This is a genomic window from Paenarthrobacter sp. 4246, from assembly GCF_040546855.1.
GTDB lineage: Bacteria > Actinomycetota > Actinomycetes > Actinomycetales > Micrococcaceae > Arthrobacter.
This window is the reverse complement of record NZ_JBEPOP010000014.1, coordinates 64,982-82,351: the sequence shown is the minus strand read 5'-3', so window position 1 is coordinate 82,351 and position 17,370 is coordinate 64,982. Positions and strand designations below refer to the sequence as shown.

The 17,370-nt window shown below is 62.5% G+C and carries 19 protein-coding genes; 3 read left to right on the top strand and 16 right to left on the bottom strand.

Translation table 11 applies throughout. The features are described 5' to 3' along the window. Positions 1-39: 39 nt before the first annotated feature. The 7 genes from ABIE35_RS20740 to ABIE35_RS20710 form a co-directional block, all read right to left on the bottom strand. Positions 40-960: an SseB family protein gene (locus ABIE35_RS20740; protein ID WP_354517770.1), complete on the bottom strand. Its 921-nt coding sequence runs from the start codon at positions 958-960 to the stop codon at positions 40-42. Beyond that, positions 960-1,703 carry a bifunctional 1-(5-phosphoribosyl)-5-((5-phosphoribosylamino)methylideneamino)imidazole-4-carboxamide isomerase/phosphoribosylanthranilate isomerase PriA gene (gene priA / locus ABIE35_RS20735; protein ID WP_354517769.1) on the bottom strand — a complete coding sequence of 248 codons (744 nt, stop codon included), beginning with the start codon at positions 1,701-1,703 and terminating at the stop codon, positions 960-962. The genes ABIE35_RS20740 and priA overlap by 1 nt, the downstream gene beginning before the upstream one ends. A 47-nt stretch (positions 1,704-1,750) precedes the next feature. Further along, positions 1,751-1,909: a CG2302 family histidine operon protein gene (locus tag ABIE35_RS20730; protein WP_354517768.1), complete on the bottom strand. Its 159-nt coding sequence runs from the start codon at positions 1,907-1,909 to the stop codon at positions 1,751-1,753. After that, positions 1,910-2,662 (bottom strand): imidazole glycerol phosphate synthase subunit HisH, encoded by a 753-nt coding sequence (hisH, locus tag ABIE35_RS20725; RefSeq protein ID WP_354517767.1) that lies wholly within the window; start codon positions 2,660-2,662, stop codon positions 1,910-1,912. Next, the gene (gene hisB, locus ABIE35_RS20720; RefSeq protein ID WP_089594411.1) at positions 2,659-3,285 is read right to left on the bottom strand and encodes an imidazoleglycerol-phosphate dehydratase HisB; all 627 of its coding nucleotides are present in this window, start codon (positions 3,283-3,285) and stop codon (positions 2,659-2,661) included. Before hisB ends, hisH begins: the two co-directional genes overlap by 4 nt. 46 nt (positions 3,286-3,331) lie before the next feature. Continuing rightward, positions 3,332-4,450 carry a histidinol-phosphate transaminase gene (locus ABIE35_RS20715; RefSeq protein ID WP_354517766.1) on the bottom strand — a complete coding sequence of 373 codons (1,119 nt, stop codon included), beginning with the start codon at positions 4,448-4,450 and terminating at the stop codon, positions 3,332-3,334. Between the two features lie 77 nt (positions 4,451-4,527). Continuing rightward, positions 4,528-4,887: a LysM peptidoglycan-binding domain-containing protein gene (locus ABIE35_RS20710; protein ID WP_354517765.1), complete on the bottom strand. Its 360-nt coding sequence runs from the start codon at positions 4,885-4,887 to the stop codon at positions 4,528-4,530. A gap of 345 nt (positions 4,888-5,232) precedes the next feature. On the opposite strand from ABIE35_RS20710, the gene lexA reads away from it, so the two are divergent. Further along, entirely contained in the window at positions 5,233-5,976 is a 744-nt protein-coding gene (gene lexA / locus ABIE35_RS20705; protein ID WP_354517764.1) for a transcriptional repressor LexA, read from the top strand. Here the strand turns inward: lexA and ABIE35_RS20700 are convergent. Together ABIE35_RS20700 and hflX are read right to left on the bottom strand one after the other, a co-directional pair. Continuing rightward, a complete protein-coding gene (locus ABIE35_RS20700; protein WP_354517763.1) occupies positions 5,973-8,033 on the bottom strand; it encodes an ATP-dependent DNA helicase in 2,061 nt (686 codons plus the stop codon). The two genes, lexA and ABIE35_RS20700, sit on opposite strands and share 4 nt — an antisense overlap. Then, positions 8,026-9,588, bottom strand: coding sequence for a GTPase HflX (hflX, locus tag ABIE35_RS20695; RefSeq protein WP_354517762.1), 1,563 nt, complete (start codon positions 9,586-9,588; stop codon positions 8,026-8,028). The genes ABIE35_RS20700 and hflX overlap by 8 nt, the downstream gene beginning before the upstream one ends. A 522-nt stretch (positions 9,589-10,110) precedes the next feature. Between hflX and ABIE35_RS20690 the strand changes: the two genes are divergently transcribed. Further along, positions 10,111-10,725, top strand: a complete 615-nt coding sequence (locus tag ABIE35_RS20690; RefSeq protein ID WP_354517761.1) for a class I SAM-dependent methyltransferase — start codon at positions 10,111-10,113, stop codon at positions 10,723-10,725. Here ABIE35_RS20690 and dapF read toward each other — a convergent pair. From dapF to ABIE35_RS20660, 6 genes are all read right to left on the bottom strand, one after another. After that, a complete protein-coding gene (gene dapF / locus ABIE35_RS20685; RefSeq protein ID WP_354517760.1) occupies positions 10,706-11,674 on the bottom strand; it encodes a diaminopimelate epimerase in 969 nt (322 codons plus the stop codon). The two genes, ABIE35_RS20690 and dapF, sit on opposite strands and share 20 nt — an antisense overlap. A gap of 37 nt (positions 11,675-11,711) precedes the next feature. Further along, entirely contained in the window at positions 11,712-12,638 is a 927-nt protein-coding gene (gene miaA, locus ABIE35_RS20680) for a tRNA (adenosine(37)-N6)-dimethylallyltransferase MiaA (RefSeq protein WP_354517759.1), read from the bottom strand. Between the two features lie 18 nt (positions 12,639-12,656). Beyond that, entirely contained in the window at positions 12,657-14,186 is a 1,530-nt protein-coding gene (gene miaB / locus ABIE35_RS20675) for a tRNA (N6-isopentenyl adenosine(37)-C2)-methylthiotransferase MiaB (protein ID WP_354517758.1), read from the bottom strand. Next, a complete protein-coding gene (locus tag ABIE35_RS20670) occupies positions 14,186-14,728 on the bottom strand; it encodes a regulatory protein RecX (protein ID WP_354517757.1) in 543 nt (180 codons plus the stop codon). Before ABIE35_RS20670 ends, miaB begins: the two co-directional genes overlap by 1 nt. Continuing rightward, positions 14,718-15,758 (bottom strand): recombinase RecA, encoded by a 1,041-nt coding sequence (gene recA / locus ABIE35_RS20665; RefSeq protein ID WP_089594401.1) that lies wholly within the window; start codon positions 15,756-15,758, stop codon positions 14,718-14,720. Before recA ends, ABIE35_RS20670 begins: the two co-directional genes overlap by 11 nt. Positions 15,759-16,006: 248 nt before the next feature. Then, a complete protein-coding gene (locus tag ABIE35_RS20660; RefSeq protein ID WP_089594400.1) occupies positions 16,007-16,231 on the bottom strand; it encodes a DUF3046 domain-containing protein in 225 nt (74 codons plus the stop codon). 41 nt (positions 16,232-16,272) lie between these two features. On the opposite strand from ABIE35_RS20660, the gene ABIE35_RS20655 reads away from it, so the two are divergent. Beyond that, positions 16,273-16,824, top strand: coding sequence for a MarR family winged helix-turn-helix transcriptional regulator (locus ABIE35_RS20655; RefSeq protein WP_354517756.1), 552 nt, complete (start codon positions 16,273-16,275; stop codon positions 16,822-16,824). 96 nt (positions 16,825-16,920) lie between these two features. Here ABIE35_RS20655 and ABIE35_RS20650 read toward each other — a convergent pair whose 3' ends face one another. After that, positions 16,921-17,355 carry a helix-turn-helix domain-containing protein gene (locus tag ABIE35_RS20650; RefSeq protein ID WP_014921288.1) on the bottom strand — a complete coding sequence of 145 codons (435 nt, stop codon included), beginning with the start codon at positions 17,353-17,355 and terminating at the stop codon, positions 16,921-16,923. Between the last annotated feature and the right edge of the window lie 15 nt (positions 17,356-17,370).

The following is a 17,370-nucleotide window of genomic DNA, read 5'->3' as shown; positions in this document are numbered from 1 at the left end:
CTCTTGTTCCCCCGGGGCAGACCGGGGAACCGGCTGCCGTTAGTGCAGCCCAGGCTCCTGCGCCGCACGCTGCAATTTCACTTCAATGGAGTCAACGCCCTCAGCGAAGGAATCCATCCGAGCCCACGCCTCATTGAGTTGCGCCACCAGCGTTTGAACCGCCACAGCGTCGAGTCCATCTTCCAGGAAGAGCACCACCCGCAACTCCGGACCCGAACCACCGCCGGACACCGTCCGCCCGTCGGCCGTCAGCGACGCAACGCCTGCGCCGGGCTGCGTCTCCAGCCGGCGCACGGTCCGGAAACCTGACACGGTTGAAGCGAGAGCAGACTCCAGTTGATCATCAAGGTATGACGGCGTCCAGTCCCGCTGTTGGGCGAGGGCCCACATGGCCGGGCGTCGGACCACGAACGTGAAGTCCGACCCTGGATCCAACACCAGCAACTGCGCACCCTCGGAGACTGCGGAAAGAGCAGCGCGGGCCGCGTAAACCGCCACGGGACGGGCTTCCCCATGCCAAGCTTCCAGTGCAGCCGCCGAGGTAAAGACAGGCATGGCTTTGCGACCATCGGGCGCTTTGAGTGTGACCAATGCCATATCCGCCTGCTTGTCAGCATGCAGCCCGTCAACGCCGACGGCTTCCTCTGCCAACTGCGCAACAACGGGAACAAACACCCGTGCAGTAGCCAGCGAGGCCACAACATCGGCCTCGGTTCCGGTGCCGTTGATCAACGCGGCAATCGCGGTGACGTAGCCGGCGTCGGCCGTTCCGTCGTCGTCCTCAAAGTTATGGATCCTGGCGTCGTCCCCACTAAGGCTCCTGCCTGCCCACGGTTGCCCGGCAGAGTCAGTCGCTCCCCCGGCCCCGGCCAGGGCGGCGGCAATGTGGCCCGGCAAGTGCCGGCTGCCTGCACCAGGGTGGCCTTGGCGACCTTGCGGGTGTCCGGCGTCGTGGGGCATCAGCGACGACCGGCAACGTCCAGGGCTTCGGGCAGCGTGAAGGCACCGGCATAGAGTGCCTTGCCCACAATCGCACCCTCGACGCCCAGCGGTACGAGTTCACGCAGGACTCGGAGGTCCTCAAGGCTGGAGATGCCTCCCGAGGCGACAACAGGCTTTCCGGTCTTCTCCACCATCTGCCGCAGCAATTCCACGTTGGGCCCCTGCAAGGTTCCGTCCTTGGTAACGTCCGTGACGACGTAGCGCGCGCAGCCGGCATCCTCAAGGCGGGCCAGGACTTCCCAAAGGTCGCCGCCCTCCTTGGTCCAGCCCCGCCCGGCAAGGGTGGTACCCCGGACGTCAAGTCCGACGGCGATCTTGTCACCGAAGCGGTCAATGGCCCTGCGGGTCCACTCGGGGTTCTCCAGCGCTGCCGTGCCAAGATTCACCCGCGCGACACCCAGTTCCAAGGCACGCTCCAACGATTCGTCATCGCGCAGGCCACCGGACAGCTCTATCTTGACGTTCAGTTGCTTCACTACCTCGCTGATGAGGTCCGCGTTGTTGCCGCGACCGAATGCGGCGTCGAGGTCCACCATATGAACCCATTCAGCGCCGGCATTCTGCCAGTTCAGGGCTGCTTCCAGAGGCGTTCCGTAGCTGGTCTCCGAGCCGGCCTCTCCTTGGAGGAGGCGGACCGCCTGGCCGTCAACGATGTCGACGGCGGGCAGGAGTTCCAGAACGGGCTGGGCAGAGGTGGTCATGTGGGTCCTTGGAGTTCGAGGTTTGACGCGGGTTCTTGGTGACCGGTTCAGTTACCGGGCAGCGTCAGGAGGTAGGCAGCCAGCAGGGACAACCCTGCCAGCATGTAGAAAGAGATGGAAACCCAGCGGGGCTTCTTCTGCTGATGGAAGGAAATACCGCCGCCCACCAGTACGCCGGCAAGGCCCATGAGGACAACAGACCACATCTAGGCGGCACCGCTTCCGGAGGTTTCCGCTCCTGAAGTGGCGGTCTTTCTCAGGCCGTCCACCCAGTTCCGCAGCAGGCGCGCCCCGGCGTCCCCCGACTTTTCCGGGTGGAACTGGGTAGCGCACAGTGGCCCATTTTCCACGGCGGCAATGAACCGTGCGCCGTGCTCGGACCACGTCACCTGCGGCGGGGCCATGCGAGGCTGCACAACATCGAAGTTCCATTCCTGCACACCGTACGAGTGCACAAAATAGAAACGCTCCTGCTCGACGCCGGCAAAAAGCTTGGAGCCTTCCGGCACATCCACAGTGTTCCATCCCATGTGCGGGACGACGGGAGCAGGCAGGAGCTCCACCTTGCCGGGCCACTCGGCCATGCCCTCGGATTCGGTGCCGTGTTCCACACCGGCTTCAAACAGAACCTGCAAACCAACACAGATGGCCAGCACAGGCCGGCCGCCGGCAACCCGGCGTCCGATCATCCGGATGGCATCCACGGCCTTAAGTTCCTTCATGACGGTCTCGAAAGCACCGACGCCGGGGACCACCAGGCCGTCGGCGTTGAGCACGTCTTCAGGCTTGGAGCTCAGCACTACATGGGCGCCGGCACGCTCCAGCGCCCTGACAGCCGAACGTACGTTACCCGAACCATAGTCGAGCACCGTGACGGTGGGCTTGCCTTCCGGGGACTCGGGCTTGACCGAAGCGATGGTGTCGGCCACTGCCCCGTCCTTCAGGACCTGACCGCTCACAATGCCCCCTTGGTGGAGGGGATGCCCTCGACCCTGGGATCAGATTCAACTGCAGCACGGAGTGCGCGGGCAAAGGCTTTGAATTGGGCTTCCACGATGTGGTGGGGATCACGGCCGGCGAGAACGTTCATGTGCAGGCAAATCCCGGCGTGCAGGGTGATGGCCTCAAAAACGTGGCGGGTCAATGAACCGGTGAAGTGACCACCAATCAAGTGGTACTCCTGGCCGGCCGGCTCTCCGCCGTGAACCAGGTAGGGGCGGCCGGAAACATCCACCACAGCGTGGGCAAGGGCCTCATCCAGAGGAACAGTGGCTTCGCCGAAGCGGCGGATGCCTGCCTTGTTGCCCAAAGCGGTGCGCAGCACCTCGCCAAAGGTGATGGCAACATCTTCGACAGTGTGGTGGGCGTCGATGTGGGTATCGCCGGTGGCCTTCACGGTCATGTCGATCAACGAGTGCTTGCACAGCGCCGTCAGCATGTGGTCGTAGAACGGAACCGAGGTGCTGATGTCCGAGACACCTGATCCGTCCAGGTTGATCTCCACCAGGACGGAGGATTCGCTGGTGGTGCGCTCCATGCGCGCGGTGCGGGCAGCGGACGGCGTGGCGCCGGTTTCGCTCATTGGGACGTCCTTATACACGAAGAGTGGGTTGGGTCTATGGACAAGTTTAGGCGGGCTGTGACGCCTGGCCGTCCAACAGCGCTTCCAGCGCCTCGAGGAAGGCCGTGGTTTCCGGTTCGGTGCCAGCAGTGACCCTGAGGTGGCCGGGAATCCCGACATCGCGGATCAGCACGCCGGCGTCAAGCAGGCCCTGCCAGATCGCATGAGGATCCTTGAGTCCGCCGAAGAAGACATAGTTGGAGTCCGACTCGGCAGGCTTCAGGCCCATGCGCAGGAGCTCGGTCACAATACGGTCGCGCTGGACCTTGATGTCCTCGACGTCCGCCATCAGGGCTTCCCTGTGGTTGAGCGCAGCCAGGGCGGTTGCCTGGGTAACAGCCGACAGGTGGTAAGGAAGGCGGACCAGCCGAATGGCATCCGTGACCTCGGGAGCTGCAGCCATGTAGCCAAGCCGGGCACCGGCAAGGGCAAATGCCTTGCTCATGGTGCGGGACACGATCAGACGCTCGCGTCCCGGCAACAAGGTCAGGGCGCTCGGGGTATTGTCGTGCGCGAACTCGTGATATGCCTCGTCCACGATCACTATTGCCTGACTGGCTTCGCCTGCCTCATATACGGCCTCAACGACATCCAACCCCAGACCTGTTCCCGTGGGATTGTTTGGCGAACACAGGAACACGATGTTGGCACCGGTCTCCCGGACCTGCGCAGCAGCGGAGGCAGCATCCAGGCCGTAGTCGTCAGCCCTGACTCCGCGGACGTATTCGGTATCCGTGCCGCTGGCAAGCAATGGGTACATTGAGTACGTGGGCGGGAATCCCAGTGCCTTCCGGCCAGGTCCGCCAAATGCTTGGAGGATCTGCTGCAGAACCTCATTGGATCCATTGGCTGCCCAGATGTTGTCCGGGGAAAGATTGTGGCCAAGATACTCGGCCAGCGACTGGCGAAGTTCCGTGAACTCCCGGTCCGGGTAGCGGTTGAGCCCTGTGGCCGCAGCAGCAACAGCCTCCGTGATGGCCGCCTGCACATCAGCCGGGACGCCATGGGTGTTTTCGTTGACATTGAGCAAAATGGGGACATCAAGCTGCGGAGCGCCATAAGGGCTCAGTCCACGCAGGTTGGTCCGGAGGGGTAGTCGGTCAAGTCGCTCAAGCTGGTCACTCACCACCACAGTTTAAGGGGCTGCCGGGACTGCCGACTAACTGTGACGCCGGAGGGCCGCCTCATGCGGAACGGAACCCGCTAGTTTGCGGGTACGAACAGCTGCTGACCGGGCTGGATCCGGCCGCCACGGAGGTCGTTGAGCTGGATGATCTCCGAAATGACATCGCGGGGATCCCGCTCGGGAGCAGCGGCGCCGGCGATACCCCACAGCGACTGTCCCGGCTGGACTGTAACGGTGACGGCGACAGGCGGCTGGAGTTGCGCCTGCGAGTCAGAGGCCTTGGCCGGTGACGTGATGAAGCCAGCCAGACTCAGCAGCGCAGCCACCAGCAGCATTGCCGGGATGCCGAAGAAGACCATCCGTCCCCGTCGGGTCAGGCGCAGACGCGCAGGCGCCTGGGTGGTGCGGAAATCAGCGAACGTAGTGATTGCGGACATGAGCTGAGCCCTTCTGAGCTATTGCCGTGCGCCGGATCCCGGTACATGGCTGCCAATTCTGTGCGTTCCCCTGCCCAACTCCGTCAGTTCGAACACTCCGTTCGAACATCCGGCGTCAGCATCAGGTTTATAGAACACATATTCGAACCTTGCTATGACATTTTTAGCACTTATCAACGAACGGTGTCGAGACTCGCTAGAACAAATGTTTGATAAACGCCTGTGGCTGCCCTACGTTTGAGTGAAGAAACAGCACTGTTTCAGTGGAACAGGAGGGTCTGACATTTTTTGCAGACCCGACGACCCCGGGCACACTTCGGGCGGAATGGAAAGGCATTGGCGAACATGGCAGCGAAAGCCACCGGCGGCGGGGCACCCCTGCGGAGCCAGCAGCCTCAAAAAACTCCCAAGAGCCTGACTGTCCGTCAGAAGAAGATCCTGGAAACCATCCAGCGGTCCGTCAATGACAACGGTTATCCGCCCAGCATGCGTGAAATTGGTGACACCGTGGGCTTGGCAAGCCTGTCGAGCGTTACGCACCAGCTCTCCCAGCTGGAGAAGCTTGGGTATCTCCGCCGCGATCCCAAACGCCCCCGGGCCATGGAAGTCCTCATGCCTTTGACCCTCGATGGCGGACCCATTCCGGGAGTGGAAGCACCCACTGCTCTCCGCAGCACGGGTGGCTTTGCCGTGACCGAGCTTGCCAGCGCCAGCGATACTGCCATGGTTCCGCTGGTCGGTCGTATCGCTGCCGGTGGGCCCATCCTTGCTGACCAGACAGTGGAGGACGTGCTTGCCCTGCCCCGGCAACTCGTAGGGCACGGCGAACTCTTCATGCTGAAGGTAGCCGGCGACTCGATGATCGATGCCGCGATCTGCGACGGCGACTGGGTAGTTGTCCGCAGGCAGAACGATGCCATCAACGGAGACATCGTTGCCGCCCTGCTGGACGACGAAGCAACGGTCAAAACTTTCCGCCAGCGCGATGGGCACACGTGGCTTCTTCCGCAGAACACCCAGTACGAACCCATCCTTGGCGACCAGGCCACCATCATGGGCAAGGTCGTGTCGGTCCTGCGTTCCCTCTAGGAGGCTTTGGCTGGCCCCAGGCGCTCCAGCACGCCCCGCACCACGGTTCTATCCGTCGTCGCCCAGAACGGCGGCAGGGCTGCCCTGAGGAAGCCCCCGTACCGCTCTGTTGAGAGCCTGGAGTCAAGGACCGCCACAACCCCTTTGTCTCCCGTGGAACGGATGAGCCGGCCAGCCCCTTGGGCCAGACGGATGGCAGCGTGCGTTGCTGACACGGCCATGAATCCGTTCCCACCCGACTGTGCCACGGCACGCGATCGGGCCGTCATCAACGGGTCATCCGGACGCGGGAACGGGATTCGGTCTATAACCACAAGGCGGCACGAACCACCGGGCACATCCACACCCTGCCACAGCGACATCGTGCCGAAGAGGCAGGTATCGGGCTCGTCAGCGAACTGCTTCACCAGTGCTGCCATGGTGGATTCACCCTGACAGAGAATACTGACGTCGAGACGGAGTCTCATGGCATCGGCGGCCTCCTCAGCCGCCCGCCGCGACGAGAAAAGACACAGCGCTCCCCCACCGGAGGCGCGGATGAGGTCTTCCAACTCATCCAGGGCCTCAGGCGAAGTTCCGCGGCCGGGCTTGGGCAAGTGCTTGGCCACGTAGAGCACACCCTGCTTGGGGTAATCGAAGGGCGAGCCGACATCAATCCCGGTCCAGCTTGGTGCTCCATCGCCAATCAGTCCAAGGCCGCCTGCAGCCGGTTCGAAAGCCGAGCCGATGGCCAGAGTAGCGGAAGTTAACACCACCGTGTGATCGGCAAAGAGACCTTCACGCAAGCGTCCCGCCACACTCAGGGGTGCAATGTTGATCAAGGCCGGAGCGGTCTCGTCTGGTTGAGAGTATCCCTGCTGGGGATCGAACGTGCTGTTGCGGGAAAACCACACCACTTCCCGGTTCTCCTTGGCCGCGAGCATCCGCTCGCAAAGCTCAAGAATGAGCATGAGCCGTGAGCGAGCAAGTTGCCTGCCGCCGTCGACCGCGTTGGAAGATTCCGTCTTCGAATCCGACAATGCTGCGCGTGTGGCTTCCCTCAGTTGGTCCAAACAGTCGAGCTGTTCGTCATTGAGCCCGTTGGGCAAAAGACCGTTGGGCACGCCCGCTATGGCCATATCCAAGCGATCGGCCGCCGCATTGAGGGCATCCACGGTGATGGCGGTGTGCTTGCGTGCGCTCGACGCCGCCGCATGAACCATGGCCACGGACAACTGGCCTGACACCGCGCCCGTCACCCGGTCCTGCAGTTCGTGGGCCTCATCGACTACCACGACGTCGTATTCGGGCAGCACAGCCAGCCCTTCGAAGGCACTGACGGCCAGCATGGCGTGGTTGGTGACCACGACGTCGGCCTCGCCTGCGCGGGACCGGGCCAACTCACTGAAGCACTCCTCGGCGAGGGGACATTTCTGCGCGCCGAGGCACTCCATGGACGTCACGGACACTTGCCGCCAAGCGCGGTCCGTGACGCCGGGCATGAGTTCGTCACGGTCGCCGGTAGTGGTCTTTTCGGCCCATTCGCGAAGCCGGACCACTTCCTTGCCCAGCTGTGATTGCGGTCCCCCCATGGACGCAGCAAAGTGCGGGACACTGGTGTCCTCGCCCAGGGAAAACAGCTGTCCCTCGGACGGTTCCTCACTGGGGAACCCGCCTTCGAGTTTTTGCCGGCAGACGTAGTTCGCCCTGCCCTTGACGAGCGCCACGTTGACGGGGCGTTCAAGGGCTGGGTTGATGGTCTCCAACAGCCGGGGAAGGTCCCGGCCAACAATCTGCGTTTGGAGTGCCAAGGTGGCGGTGGACACCAAAGTCGGTTTGTCGCTGTCCATCGAATGCGCGATCAACGGAATCAGGTACGCCAAGGACTTACCTGTTCCCGTTCCCGCCTGGACCAGCAGGTGCTCTCCGGTCTCGATAGCCCTGGTGACATACTTGGCCATCTCGTGCTGGCCGGCACGGCTTTGACCGCCCATGCCGGCAACAGCCCGGTCCAACAACTCGAGGGTGGTCTTCTCCCCCAACGACTCGACGGCGTCTGCCGCCACCTTCTCAACCATTGGTGACGAACGGCTCCAGTTCGGCTGCCAGTCCTTCGCGGACCATGACAACAACGCGGGTCCCGTTTTCCTCGTGCTCAAGGGTGAGGATTTCCGAGTCGGAGCTGTGCAGTTTACTGATCATTTCGCCACGGTCGTAAGGAATGAGCAGCTCCAGGCGTACGCCCGGCCGGGGAATGGACTGGCTGATGTCTTCCAACAACTCAGCAATGCCCTGGCCCGTGCGCGTGGAGACCACCGCGTGGCGGGGTTCCTTCTGCTTGAGGCGTTCCACCACGAAGGGGTCCGCGACATCAACCTTGTTCAGGACGATGATCTCGGGCACCTTGCGGGCATCCACCTCCGTGAAGACAGCCCGGACAGCAGCAATCTGGCCTTCGGGATCAGGATGCGAGGCGTCCACTACGTGCAGGATCAGGTCTGCGTCCGCCACTTCTTCCAAGGTGGAGCGGAAGGCTTCAATCAGCTGGGTCGGCAACGAACGGACAAACCCCACAGTGTCCGCCAAGGTGTAGCCGATGCCATCCGGCGTTTGGGCTTTACGGACGGTGGGATCCAAGGTGGCGAACAGGGCGTTCTCCACCAGCACACCAGCGTCAGTGAGGCGGTTCAGGAGCGAGGACTTGCCGGCGTTCGTGTATCCGGCGATTGCGACGGAAGGAACGGCATTACGACGGCGGTTGGCGCGCTTGGTCTCGCGCGCCGGCTTCATCGCGGCGATCTCACGGCGAAGCTTGGCCATGCGGGTGCGGATGCGACGACGGTCCAGTTCGATCTTGGTTTCACCAGGACCACGCGAACCCATGCCGGCACCAGCCCCACCCACCTGGCCACCGGCCTGGCGGGACATGGAGTCACCCCAACCACGGAGGCGCGGGAGCAGGTACTCGAGCTGGGCAAGTTCAACCTGGGCTTTGCCTTCACGGCTCTTGGCGTGCTGGGCGAAGATGTCCAGGATCAGCGTGGTGCGGTCCACTACCTTGACCTTGACAATGTCCTCAAGGCCACGGCGTTGGGAAGGAGCCAGCTCGGTGTCCACCACTACGGTGTCCGCACCGGTCGCGGCAACGATGTCCTTGAGCTCCTGGGCCTTGCCCGACCCCAGGAAGGTCCCTGGGTCCGGCTTCGTTCGCCGCTGCACCAAACCGTCAAGTACTTCCGAACCGGCAGTCTCTGCCAAGGCAGCGAGTTCGCGGAGCGAATTTTCTGCGTCGGCCAGTGTCCCTTCGGTCCAGAGTCCGGCCAGGACAACGCGCTCAAGGCGCAGCTGCCGGTATTCGACCTCGGTGACGTCTTCGAGTTCCGTGGACAAGCCAGCCGTACGGCGCAGTGCACGGCGCTCGGCCAGGTCTTCCTGGTCACCGTCGTAGATGCTGTGTTCCTGGTCAAGCGTGGAAATGGCCTGCGCCTTGCCGAACACACCACCGGCATCGTCGTTATCGGATGCCTGCGCAGGTACATCCTTGGAAAGAATCCGGTCGATTACGGCCTGGATTTGTTCAGGACTCATGTCCTGGGCGTCGGAATCGGATCCGGAGTGCTTCTGGGTGGTCATGGTCTCCTTAGACTGTTCGGCTATTCCAGAATAGTGCTGTTTGCTGTTCGATGGGGCGGTATTCGCGCTGGGCTGACGGGCATGGGCCAAAGAGGGCCTCCTGTGCTGAACGGCCGCCCGTGGAATGGACGGCGGTTGCTGTGATCTGGCGTGGTGGGATCCGCGCGGAGGTTCCTGGCCATCTGGAGATTGCACTGCCGGCTTATCTGGAGCCGCACAAGATGCTGGCGGTTCAGTGGGCTGGGCTGGATGGTGTGATCTTCAAGACATCCGTGATCGGAAACGCGGGTCAACGGAAATGCCGGTGGGACCTGCCTGGCGGAAAGATCGGGGCTTGGCAGAACTGCCAAGGACCGGGCTGCATCGCGGGGCGGTGCCGTGTGACGCCTGAGTACTCAGGCGGGCTGCGGCGTTATTACTCGAAGATCAAGAACATGCGTTTCACACTATCATCCAATGTCAAGCCGCCCCTGGGGACAGGCAGTTTCCCATGGCGCCGATAGCCAACTAATCTGGCAAATTATGGAGTCTGCACACTATTTCACCGCCCAACCGGCCGGACCGTTCACCCGAAAGCCACTCACGGTGGAACTCGCTGGAGCCACACGCCACTTGCAGACCTCCTCCGGCATCTTCAGCCCCGACGGAGTGGACAAGGGCACTGCCATACTCTTCTCCGAAGTTCCGCCGCCTTCACCGCAGGGAAACTTGTTGGACATCGGCTGCGGCTGGGGTCCCATTGCTTTGACGTTGGGGCTGATGGCGCCCCACGCCAAGGTGCACGCTGTGGACGTCAACGAGCGCTGCGTCACGCTGACCAATGAGAACGCGGCTGCCTTGGGCCTGGACAACGTGACGGCGAGCCTGCCACACGAGGTAGACCCCGCCGTCGAGTTCGACACCATCTGGTCCAACCCGCCCATCCGCATCGGCAAGGACGAGCTGCACAGCCTGCTGCTTACGTGGTTGCCACGGCTGGCCCCGGGAGGAAACGCTTGGCTGGTGGTTCAAAAGAACCTTGGTTCCGACTCCCTCCAGCGGTGGCTCGCCGGCGAGCTGGACAAGAGCTACTCCGTGGGCCGGGAGAGCACGTCCAAGTCCTTCAGGATCATTCGGGTCAGGAAAGCGTCCCAGTAGCCACGATCACGGCCGGGCCGCTGAGCTCTACATGCTCACGGCCGCCTGCACCGGGGAAGAACTTAACACCCACGACGCCGCCCGGCACGTTGACGTGCCAGTCGTTCGGCGCTGTGTTGCCGGCCCAATGACGAATGGCGACGGCGGCAGCGCAGGCTCCTGTGCCGCATGATTGGGTCTCCCCTACGCCGCGCTCATGGACGCGCATGGTGATGGTGCCGACGCCGTCTTCAACCAACGGTTCGGCCGGAACAACGAATTCAACGTTGGTCCCGTTGACAGGCTTGGGATCGACCACCGGCGCCTTGAACAACTGCGTGGCCGACAACTCCTTGAGTTCGGCCAAAGCAACCACAGTGTGGGGATTGCCCATGCTGACTGAGAGGCCGGGACGGGCTACCTCCAGGCCGTCCGCGCTGACCAGCGCGTCCATGGCCTTGCTGGTGGCTTCCTTGGGGAAGATGAACTCCCACGGGCCCATGTCCACGGCGTAACCGTTGGCCGTACGGACCACTTTCTTGACCCCGCCACGGGTGCCGATGGTCAAGGTTTCGCCCGGGCCAAGATCCACCAATTTTTCGGCAATCAAGAAGTGCACGAAGACGCGGACGCCGTTGCCGCACATCTCCGAGAGGGAACCATCACCATTGCGGTAATCCATGAACCATTCGGCGTCTGGATCCTTCTCCAGGAGGTCCCGGCCCTCCGGAAGGAACCGCGACGGAACAGCCCGGATAAGGCCGTCTCCACCAATGCCTACGTGGCGGTCGCACAAGTGGGCGACCTGCTCCGGGCTGATCTCGTGGGCATCGCCGGGGTCGGCAATCAGGACGAAGTCGTTGCCCGTTCCATGGCCCTTGGAAAACGTCAGACCGGCAAGGCTTGAGGCGGTCACGGTAGCACCGGCAGCTGCGGACTGCTGGGCGGGAACTGCAGGGGTTTCATCCATGCCACTAGGCTACCTTCCACGCTGGTTCGGCCAGAAATCAGGCCTGCGGGCTTGAAGCGGTGGCGACGGCCTGGGCCGCGAGGTCGGGATCCTGCCAGTCAAGCCAGGTGATCCGGGGGTCGGCCCTGAACCAAGTGAGCTGACGCCTGGCGAACTGCCTGGTGGCCACGATGGTTTCCTCAGACGCGGCAGCGACGTCGGTTTGCTGGTCCAGGACCCTCAGGAACTGCGCGTACCCCAGGGCGCGGGACGCGGTCTTGCCCTGCCTGAGCCCTGCAGCATCAAGCCGTTCAACCTCGTCCAGCAGACCATCCTCCACCATCCGATGGACCCTATGTGCCAACCGTTCCCTCAGGACCTCACGGTCCACTGACAGGCCGATCTGCACTGCCGGCTGAAAATACTCGCGTTGCGGCATGAACGAACTGAAAGGGCGTCCGGTGAGCTGGTGCACTTCAAGGGCCCGGATCACCCGCCGCGCGTCCCCCAAACGGGCTGCCGACACGGGATCAACGACTTCAAGCCGTGTCCGCAGCGGCGCGAGGCCGTGCGCGTCATACTCTTCTTCCAGCGCCTTACGGATGACGGTGTCGGTGCCGGGGAACTCCAGGACATCCAGTGCGGCACGGACGTACAGACCGGATCCCCCTACCAGGATGGGGCGTTTCCCGCGGGAACGTATTTCCCCAATGGCTCTACGGCAGTCTGCCTGGAAGTCCGCAACACTTGCCTCCTGGGAGACATCCATGGTGTCCAGCAGGTGATGGGGAACGCCCTTGCGCTCTTCCACGCTGATCTTGGCCGTTCCGATGTCCATCCCGCGATAGAACTGCAGGGCATCCGCGTTGATGACCTCACCGTTCAAGGCGAGGGCCAGGTTGACGCCCAGGTCCGACTTGCCGGAACCAGTGGGTCCAACCACTGCAATGACGGGCAGGGAAGCGTCCTTGGTGGAGGTAGGCACGAGGATCCTGGTCCGACGTCAGGCGCGACGAGCCGGCAACGACGGCATGCCCAAGGACACCCCGGCCTTGCTCGAGGCCAAACCCGGTGCAGGGACACCGCAGGACTCTGCTTGGGAACGATCCCAAGCGTCGCCGGCACGGGATCGGCGCAATACATAGTCGCCAGCGGTAGCCGGATCCGCCACAAGATGGAAAGCAGCAGCCTCCGTGATCGTGACTGTCACAAAGTCTCCGGGACGGGGAGTATCTGCACCGGACGGCACGGAGAAGTGCACCAGGCGCTGATCCTTGGAACGACCGGATAAGCGGTGGGTTTCCTCGGCTTTACGCCCCGACTGGGCCGTCACCAGCACTTCAACTGTCCGGCCCAGCTGCTTGGCATTCTCCTCAGCGGCAATGCGGTCCTGGAGGGCCGTCAGCCTTTCGAAACGCTCCTGCACCACATCCTTCGGAAGCTGCTCCGGCAAGTCTGCGGCCGGCGTGCCGGGCCGTTTGGAGTACTGGAAGGTGAAGGCTGAGGCGAAACGGGACTTCTCCACGACATCCAGGGTCGCCTGGAAATCCTCTTCAGTTTCGCCTGGGAACCCGACGATGATGTCCGTGGTGATGGCTGCGTTGGGAATCCGATCACGAACCTTGTCCAGAATCCCGAGGAATCGGCTGGATCGATAGGAACGCCGCATGTCTTTGAGGACTTTGTCTGAGCCGGACTGCAAAGGCATGTGCAATTGCGGCATGATGTTGGGCGTCTCAGCCATGGCGTCGATGACGTCATCGGTAAAGGCTGCGGGGTGCGGGCTGGTGAAGCGAACGCGTTCCAAGCCCTCGATTTCACCGCACGCGCGCAAGAGTTTGGAGAAAGCCTGCCGATCCCCGAACTCCACGCCATACGAGTTGACGTTCTGGCCGAGGAGAGTCACTTCCACAGCGCCATCATCCACGAGCGCCTGGATCTCAGCGAGGATTTCTCCGGGGCGTCGGTCCCTCTCCTTGCCGCGGAGCGAAGGCACAATGCAGAACGTGCAGGTGTTGTTGCAGCCCACGGAGATGGAAACCCACCCCGCATAAACAGAATCCCGTTTAGTGGGAAGAGTTGACGGGAAAACATCCAGAGACTCGAGGATCTCAAGTTGCGCTTCATTGTTATGCCGGGCGCGGTCCAGCAGGGCAGGCAGCGCGCCAACGTTGTGGGTGCCAAACACGGCGTCAACCCACGGCGCCTTCTTGACGATGGTTTCCCGGTCCTTCTGGGCCAGACAGCCACCTACGGCAATCTGCATGCCGGGGTTCGCCGCCTTGACCTGCCTGAGTTGGCCGAGATTGCCGTAGAGCTTGTTGTCCGCATTCTCCCGAACAGCGCAGGTGTTGAAGACCACCACGTCAGCGAGCTCACCCTCCGCAGGCACGTAACCCGCGTCCTCCAGGAGTCCCGCCATGCGCTCTGAATCATGGACGTTCATCTGGCAGCCGAACGTGCGGACCTGATAGGTCCGGGGCTCAGCCGAAGGAGTGGCGGAAACTGTTGGGGAAGGAATGGTCAAACTCACTACTCAAGGGTACCGGCTTCTGCCAGCACCTCACCGACGATCCTGAAGGCCATGGAGGGGGCGTAGCCCTTCCGTGCCAGCATCGACGCCAGACGACGGGTGTACTTGTCCCGTTCCGCGCGATCAGCCAGATCGACGCCGGGACGCAGCTTGCGTTGAACAAGCTCACGAGCAGCCACTTCTTCATCCTGATCGCTGAGCTGCGACAGTGCTTCTTCGGCTGCGTCCAGTTCGATTCCCTTGTCCGTCAGTTCGCGGCGAAGTGCGCCTTTAGCTAGCTTCTTGCTCTGCGAACGGCTGCGGACCCACATCCTCGCAAACTCAGCATCATCAATCAGCTGAACCTCTTCAAACCGGTCCAGGACTGCCTCGGCCACGTCCTCGGGCACATTGCGTTCCGCGAGCTTGCGGGAAAGCTGGAGCCGGCTCCGCGGCGCCATCGTCAACTGCCTCAGGACGATGGCACGCGCCACGGACTCGGGATCAGGCTCGGGATCGGCGGATACGGACGACTCCGGATCCGGCCCTTTCCTAACCGTCAACGGCCTTCAGCTTTGGGGAGTCTTCCTCCGGCTTGACGCCAACGCCAAGCTTTTCCTTGATCAAGCGCTCCAGCTCCTGGGCGAGCTCAGGGTTATCCCGGAGGAACCGCCGCGAGTTCTCCATGCCCTGACCCAGCTGATCGCCATCATAGGTGAACCAAGAGCCCGATTTCTTGATGATGCCGTGCTCGACGCCCATATCAATGATGCCGCCCTCACGGGAGATGCCCTGGCCGTAAATAATGTCGAATTCAGCAATCTTGAAGGGCGGCGCCATCTTGTTCTTGACGATCTTGGCCTTGGTGCGGTTACCTACGGAGTCCGCGCCTTCCTTCAAGGTCTGGATACGACGGACGTCGATACGCACCGAAGCGTAGAACTTCAGGGCCTTACCACCGGTGGTGGTTTCCGGGGAGCCGAAGAAGACACCGATCTTCTCACGCAGCTGGTTGATGAAGATCGCTGTGGTTTTGGTCTGGCTGAGCCTGCCGGTGATCTTACGCAGGGCCTGGCTCATCAGGCGGGCCTGCAGACCCACGTGTGAGTCACCCATTTCGCCTTCGATTTCAGCACGGGGTACCAACGCGGCCACAGAGTCGATGACGACGATGTCCAGGGAGCCGGAACCTACCAACATGTCCATGATCTCCAAGGCCTGCTCGCCGGTATCCGGCTGCGAGACCAAGAGTGCATCGGTATCCACTCCGAGCTTTGCAGCGTAGTCCGGGTCCAGGGCGTGCTCGGCGTCGATGAAGGCCGCAATGCCGCCGGCACGCTGGGCACTGGCAACGGCGTGCAGCGCAACGGTGGTCTTACCCGAGGATTCCGGTCCGTAGATTTCCACCACACGGCCACGGGGCAGGCCGCCAATGCCAAGGGCGATGTCCAGGGCGATGGAGCCGGTAGGGATGACCTCGATGGGAGCCCGGGTGTCATCACCCAGGCGCATGATGGATCCTTTGCCGAACTGCTTGTCGATCTGGGCAAGCGCTGCTTCGAGCGCCTTCTCACGATCCGGGGTTGCCGCCATGGTTCACACCTCTGATGCTTTCTCGCTGTGGAGTGGCCCTAAGGGCCGCTTTCCTGTCATGTCAGACGCTATTACGACGTGCTGACATTTTTATGAGCCGAATCCGGCTATGTGGACAACCGGGCAATCCGGATGCTCGGAAATGCGGCCTTCGGGATCAATTTTCCTCTCACAGGAGCATATCCCCATCCGAACAGATATTCGAACAATGGTCCGGCGTGTCCCCTGCCAAGACAGCAGTGCGGCGCTCAGTTGGAAGCCGGTTTGATGTCCCGCCCCAGCCTGCGTTCGGCGGGAACGTCCTGCACTTCGCACACAGCCAACCACACCTCGCGGGGCTGGTAGCCGGAGGCCAGGGCCTCAACGGCAGTGCGCCCACCCACGCCTGCGAGTACCAAGGAGCCGGCGAGGACCCGGGAATAGCCTGCCCCGAACTCATCGTCCATCAATCGCCAAAAGTCACTTGCCCTCACGGATAGAGTCTCTCATGGAGCCGGACTCTAGAATGGTTGCCATGAGCAATCCTCTCCAGAGCACGCCCGGTCAGGCCGTGCCAGGCGACGCCGTAGACGACGCCCTCCAGCAGGTGGAACACCAGCTGAGCCTGCTCTGGCGCCGGGCCCGGTCAATCTCCCATCAATTGTCGCGCCAGGTCCACCCGGACATGGAACCGGCCGCCTACGGGCTGCTGACCGTCATCCGGAGGGAAGGACCCATCAGGCTGACCGACCTCGCTACGTGCATTGGCGTTGGCAAGCCGTCCGTGAGCCGGCAGATCGCTTTCCTGGAGAGCATCGGCCTGGTCTACAAAGAAGCTGACCCGCAGGACGGAAGGGCACAATCCATCCGCCTGACGGACAAGGGCGAGGACAAGATGCACCAGGTCCAGGATGCCCGGCGGCAGGTATTCCGCGAACGCCTGGGCGAATGGCCGCTTGAAGACGTCCAGACCCTTGCCGACTACATGGGCCGGCTCAATGCGATCTACGGCGACGGCGTCCTCAAGGACGTGACCCTGAGGGAACCCGACATTGCCGCCGACCCCGCCAAACCGACCGACGCCTGATCCGCGAGGACTCCCGCCCCTCAGGCCATACCAGCGAATACCAAAGAAGGTCCCCAGCCGACGGCTGGGGACCTTCTCCAAATTCTGGTGGAACGGTTACCGGGCTCCGGAGAGCATTCCCTGTGGGAAGTCGTCCGTGAGGTCCAGATCGCGACCGTAACGCTGGGAGAATTCCTGCGGAACGGTGTCCGGCACGGCCACTCCCTCAGCAACGGCCACACGGTCGCTGACTTCGCGGAGCATGTGGGACAACGGAACATCCAGGGCTGTGCAGATAGAGGACAGGAGCTCGGAAGAAGCCTCCTTCTGTCCGCGTTCAACTTCACTCAAGTAACCAAGTGAGACGCGGGCGCTGTGCGAAACCTCGCGGAGGGTACGGCCCTGACGCTGGCGGACATCGCGCAGTACATCACCGATCTCGTGGCGTAGTACAACCATTTTGCGCTCCTTCTGTTCGCTCTGTGCCTGATCAGCCAAGCCCACATCCTTCCAGCGGACAACGCCGTTTACGGATACGGGCTGCTTTACCATCTGTATCGCCTTGCT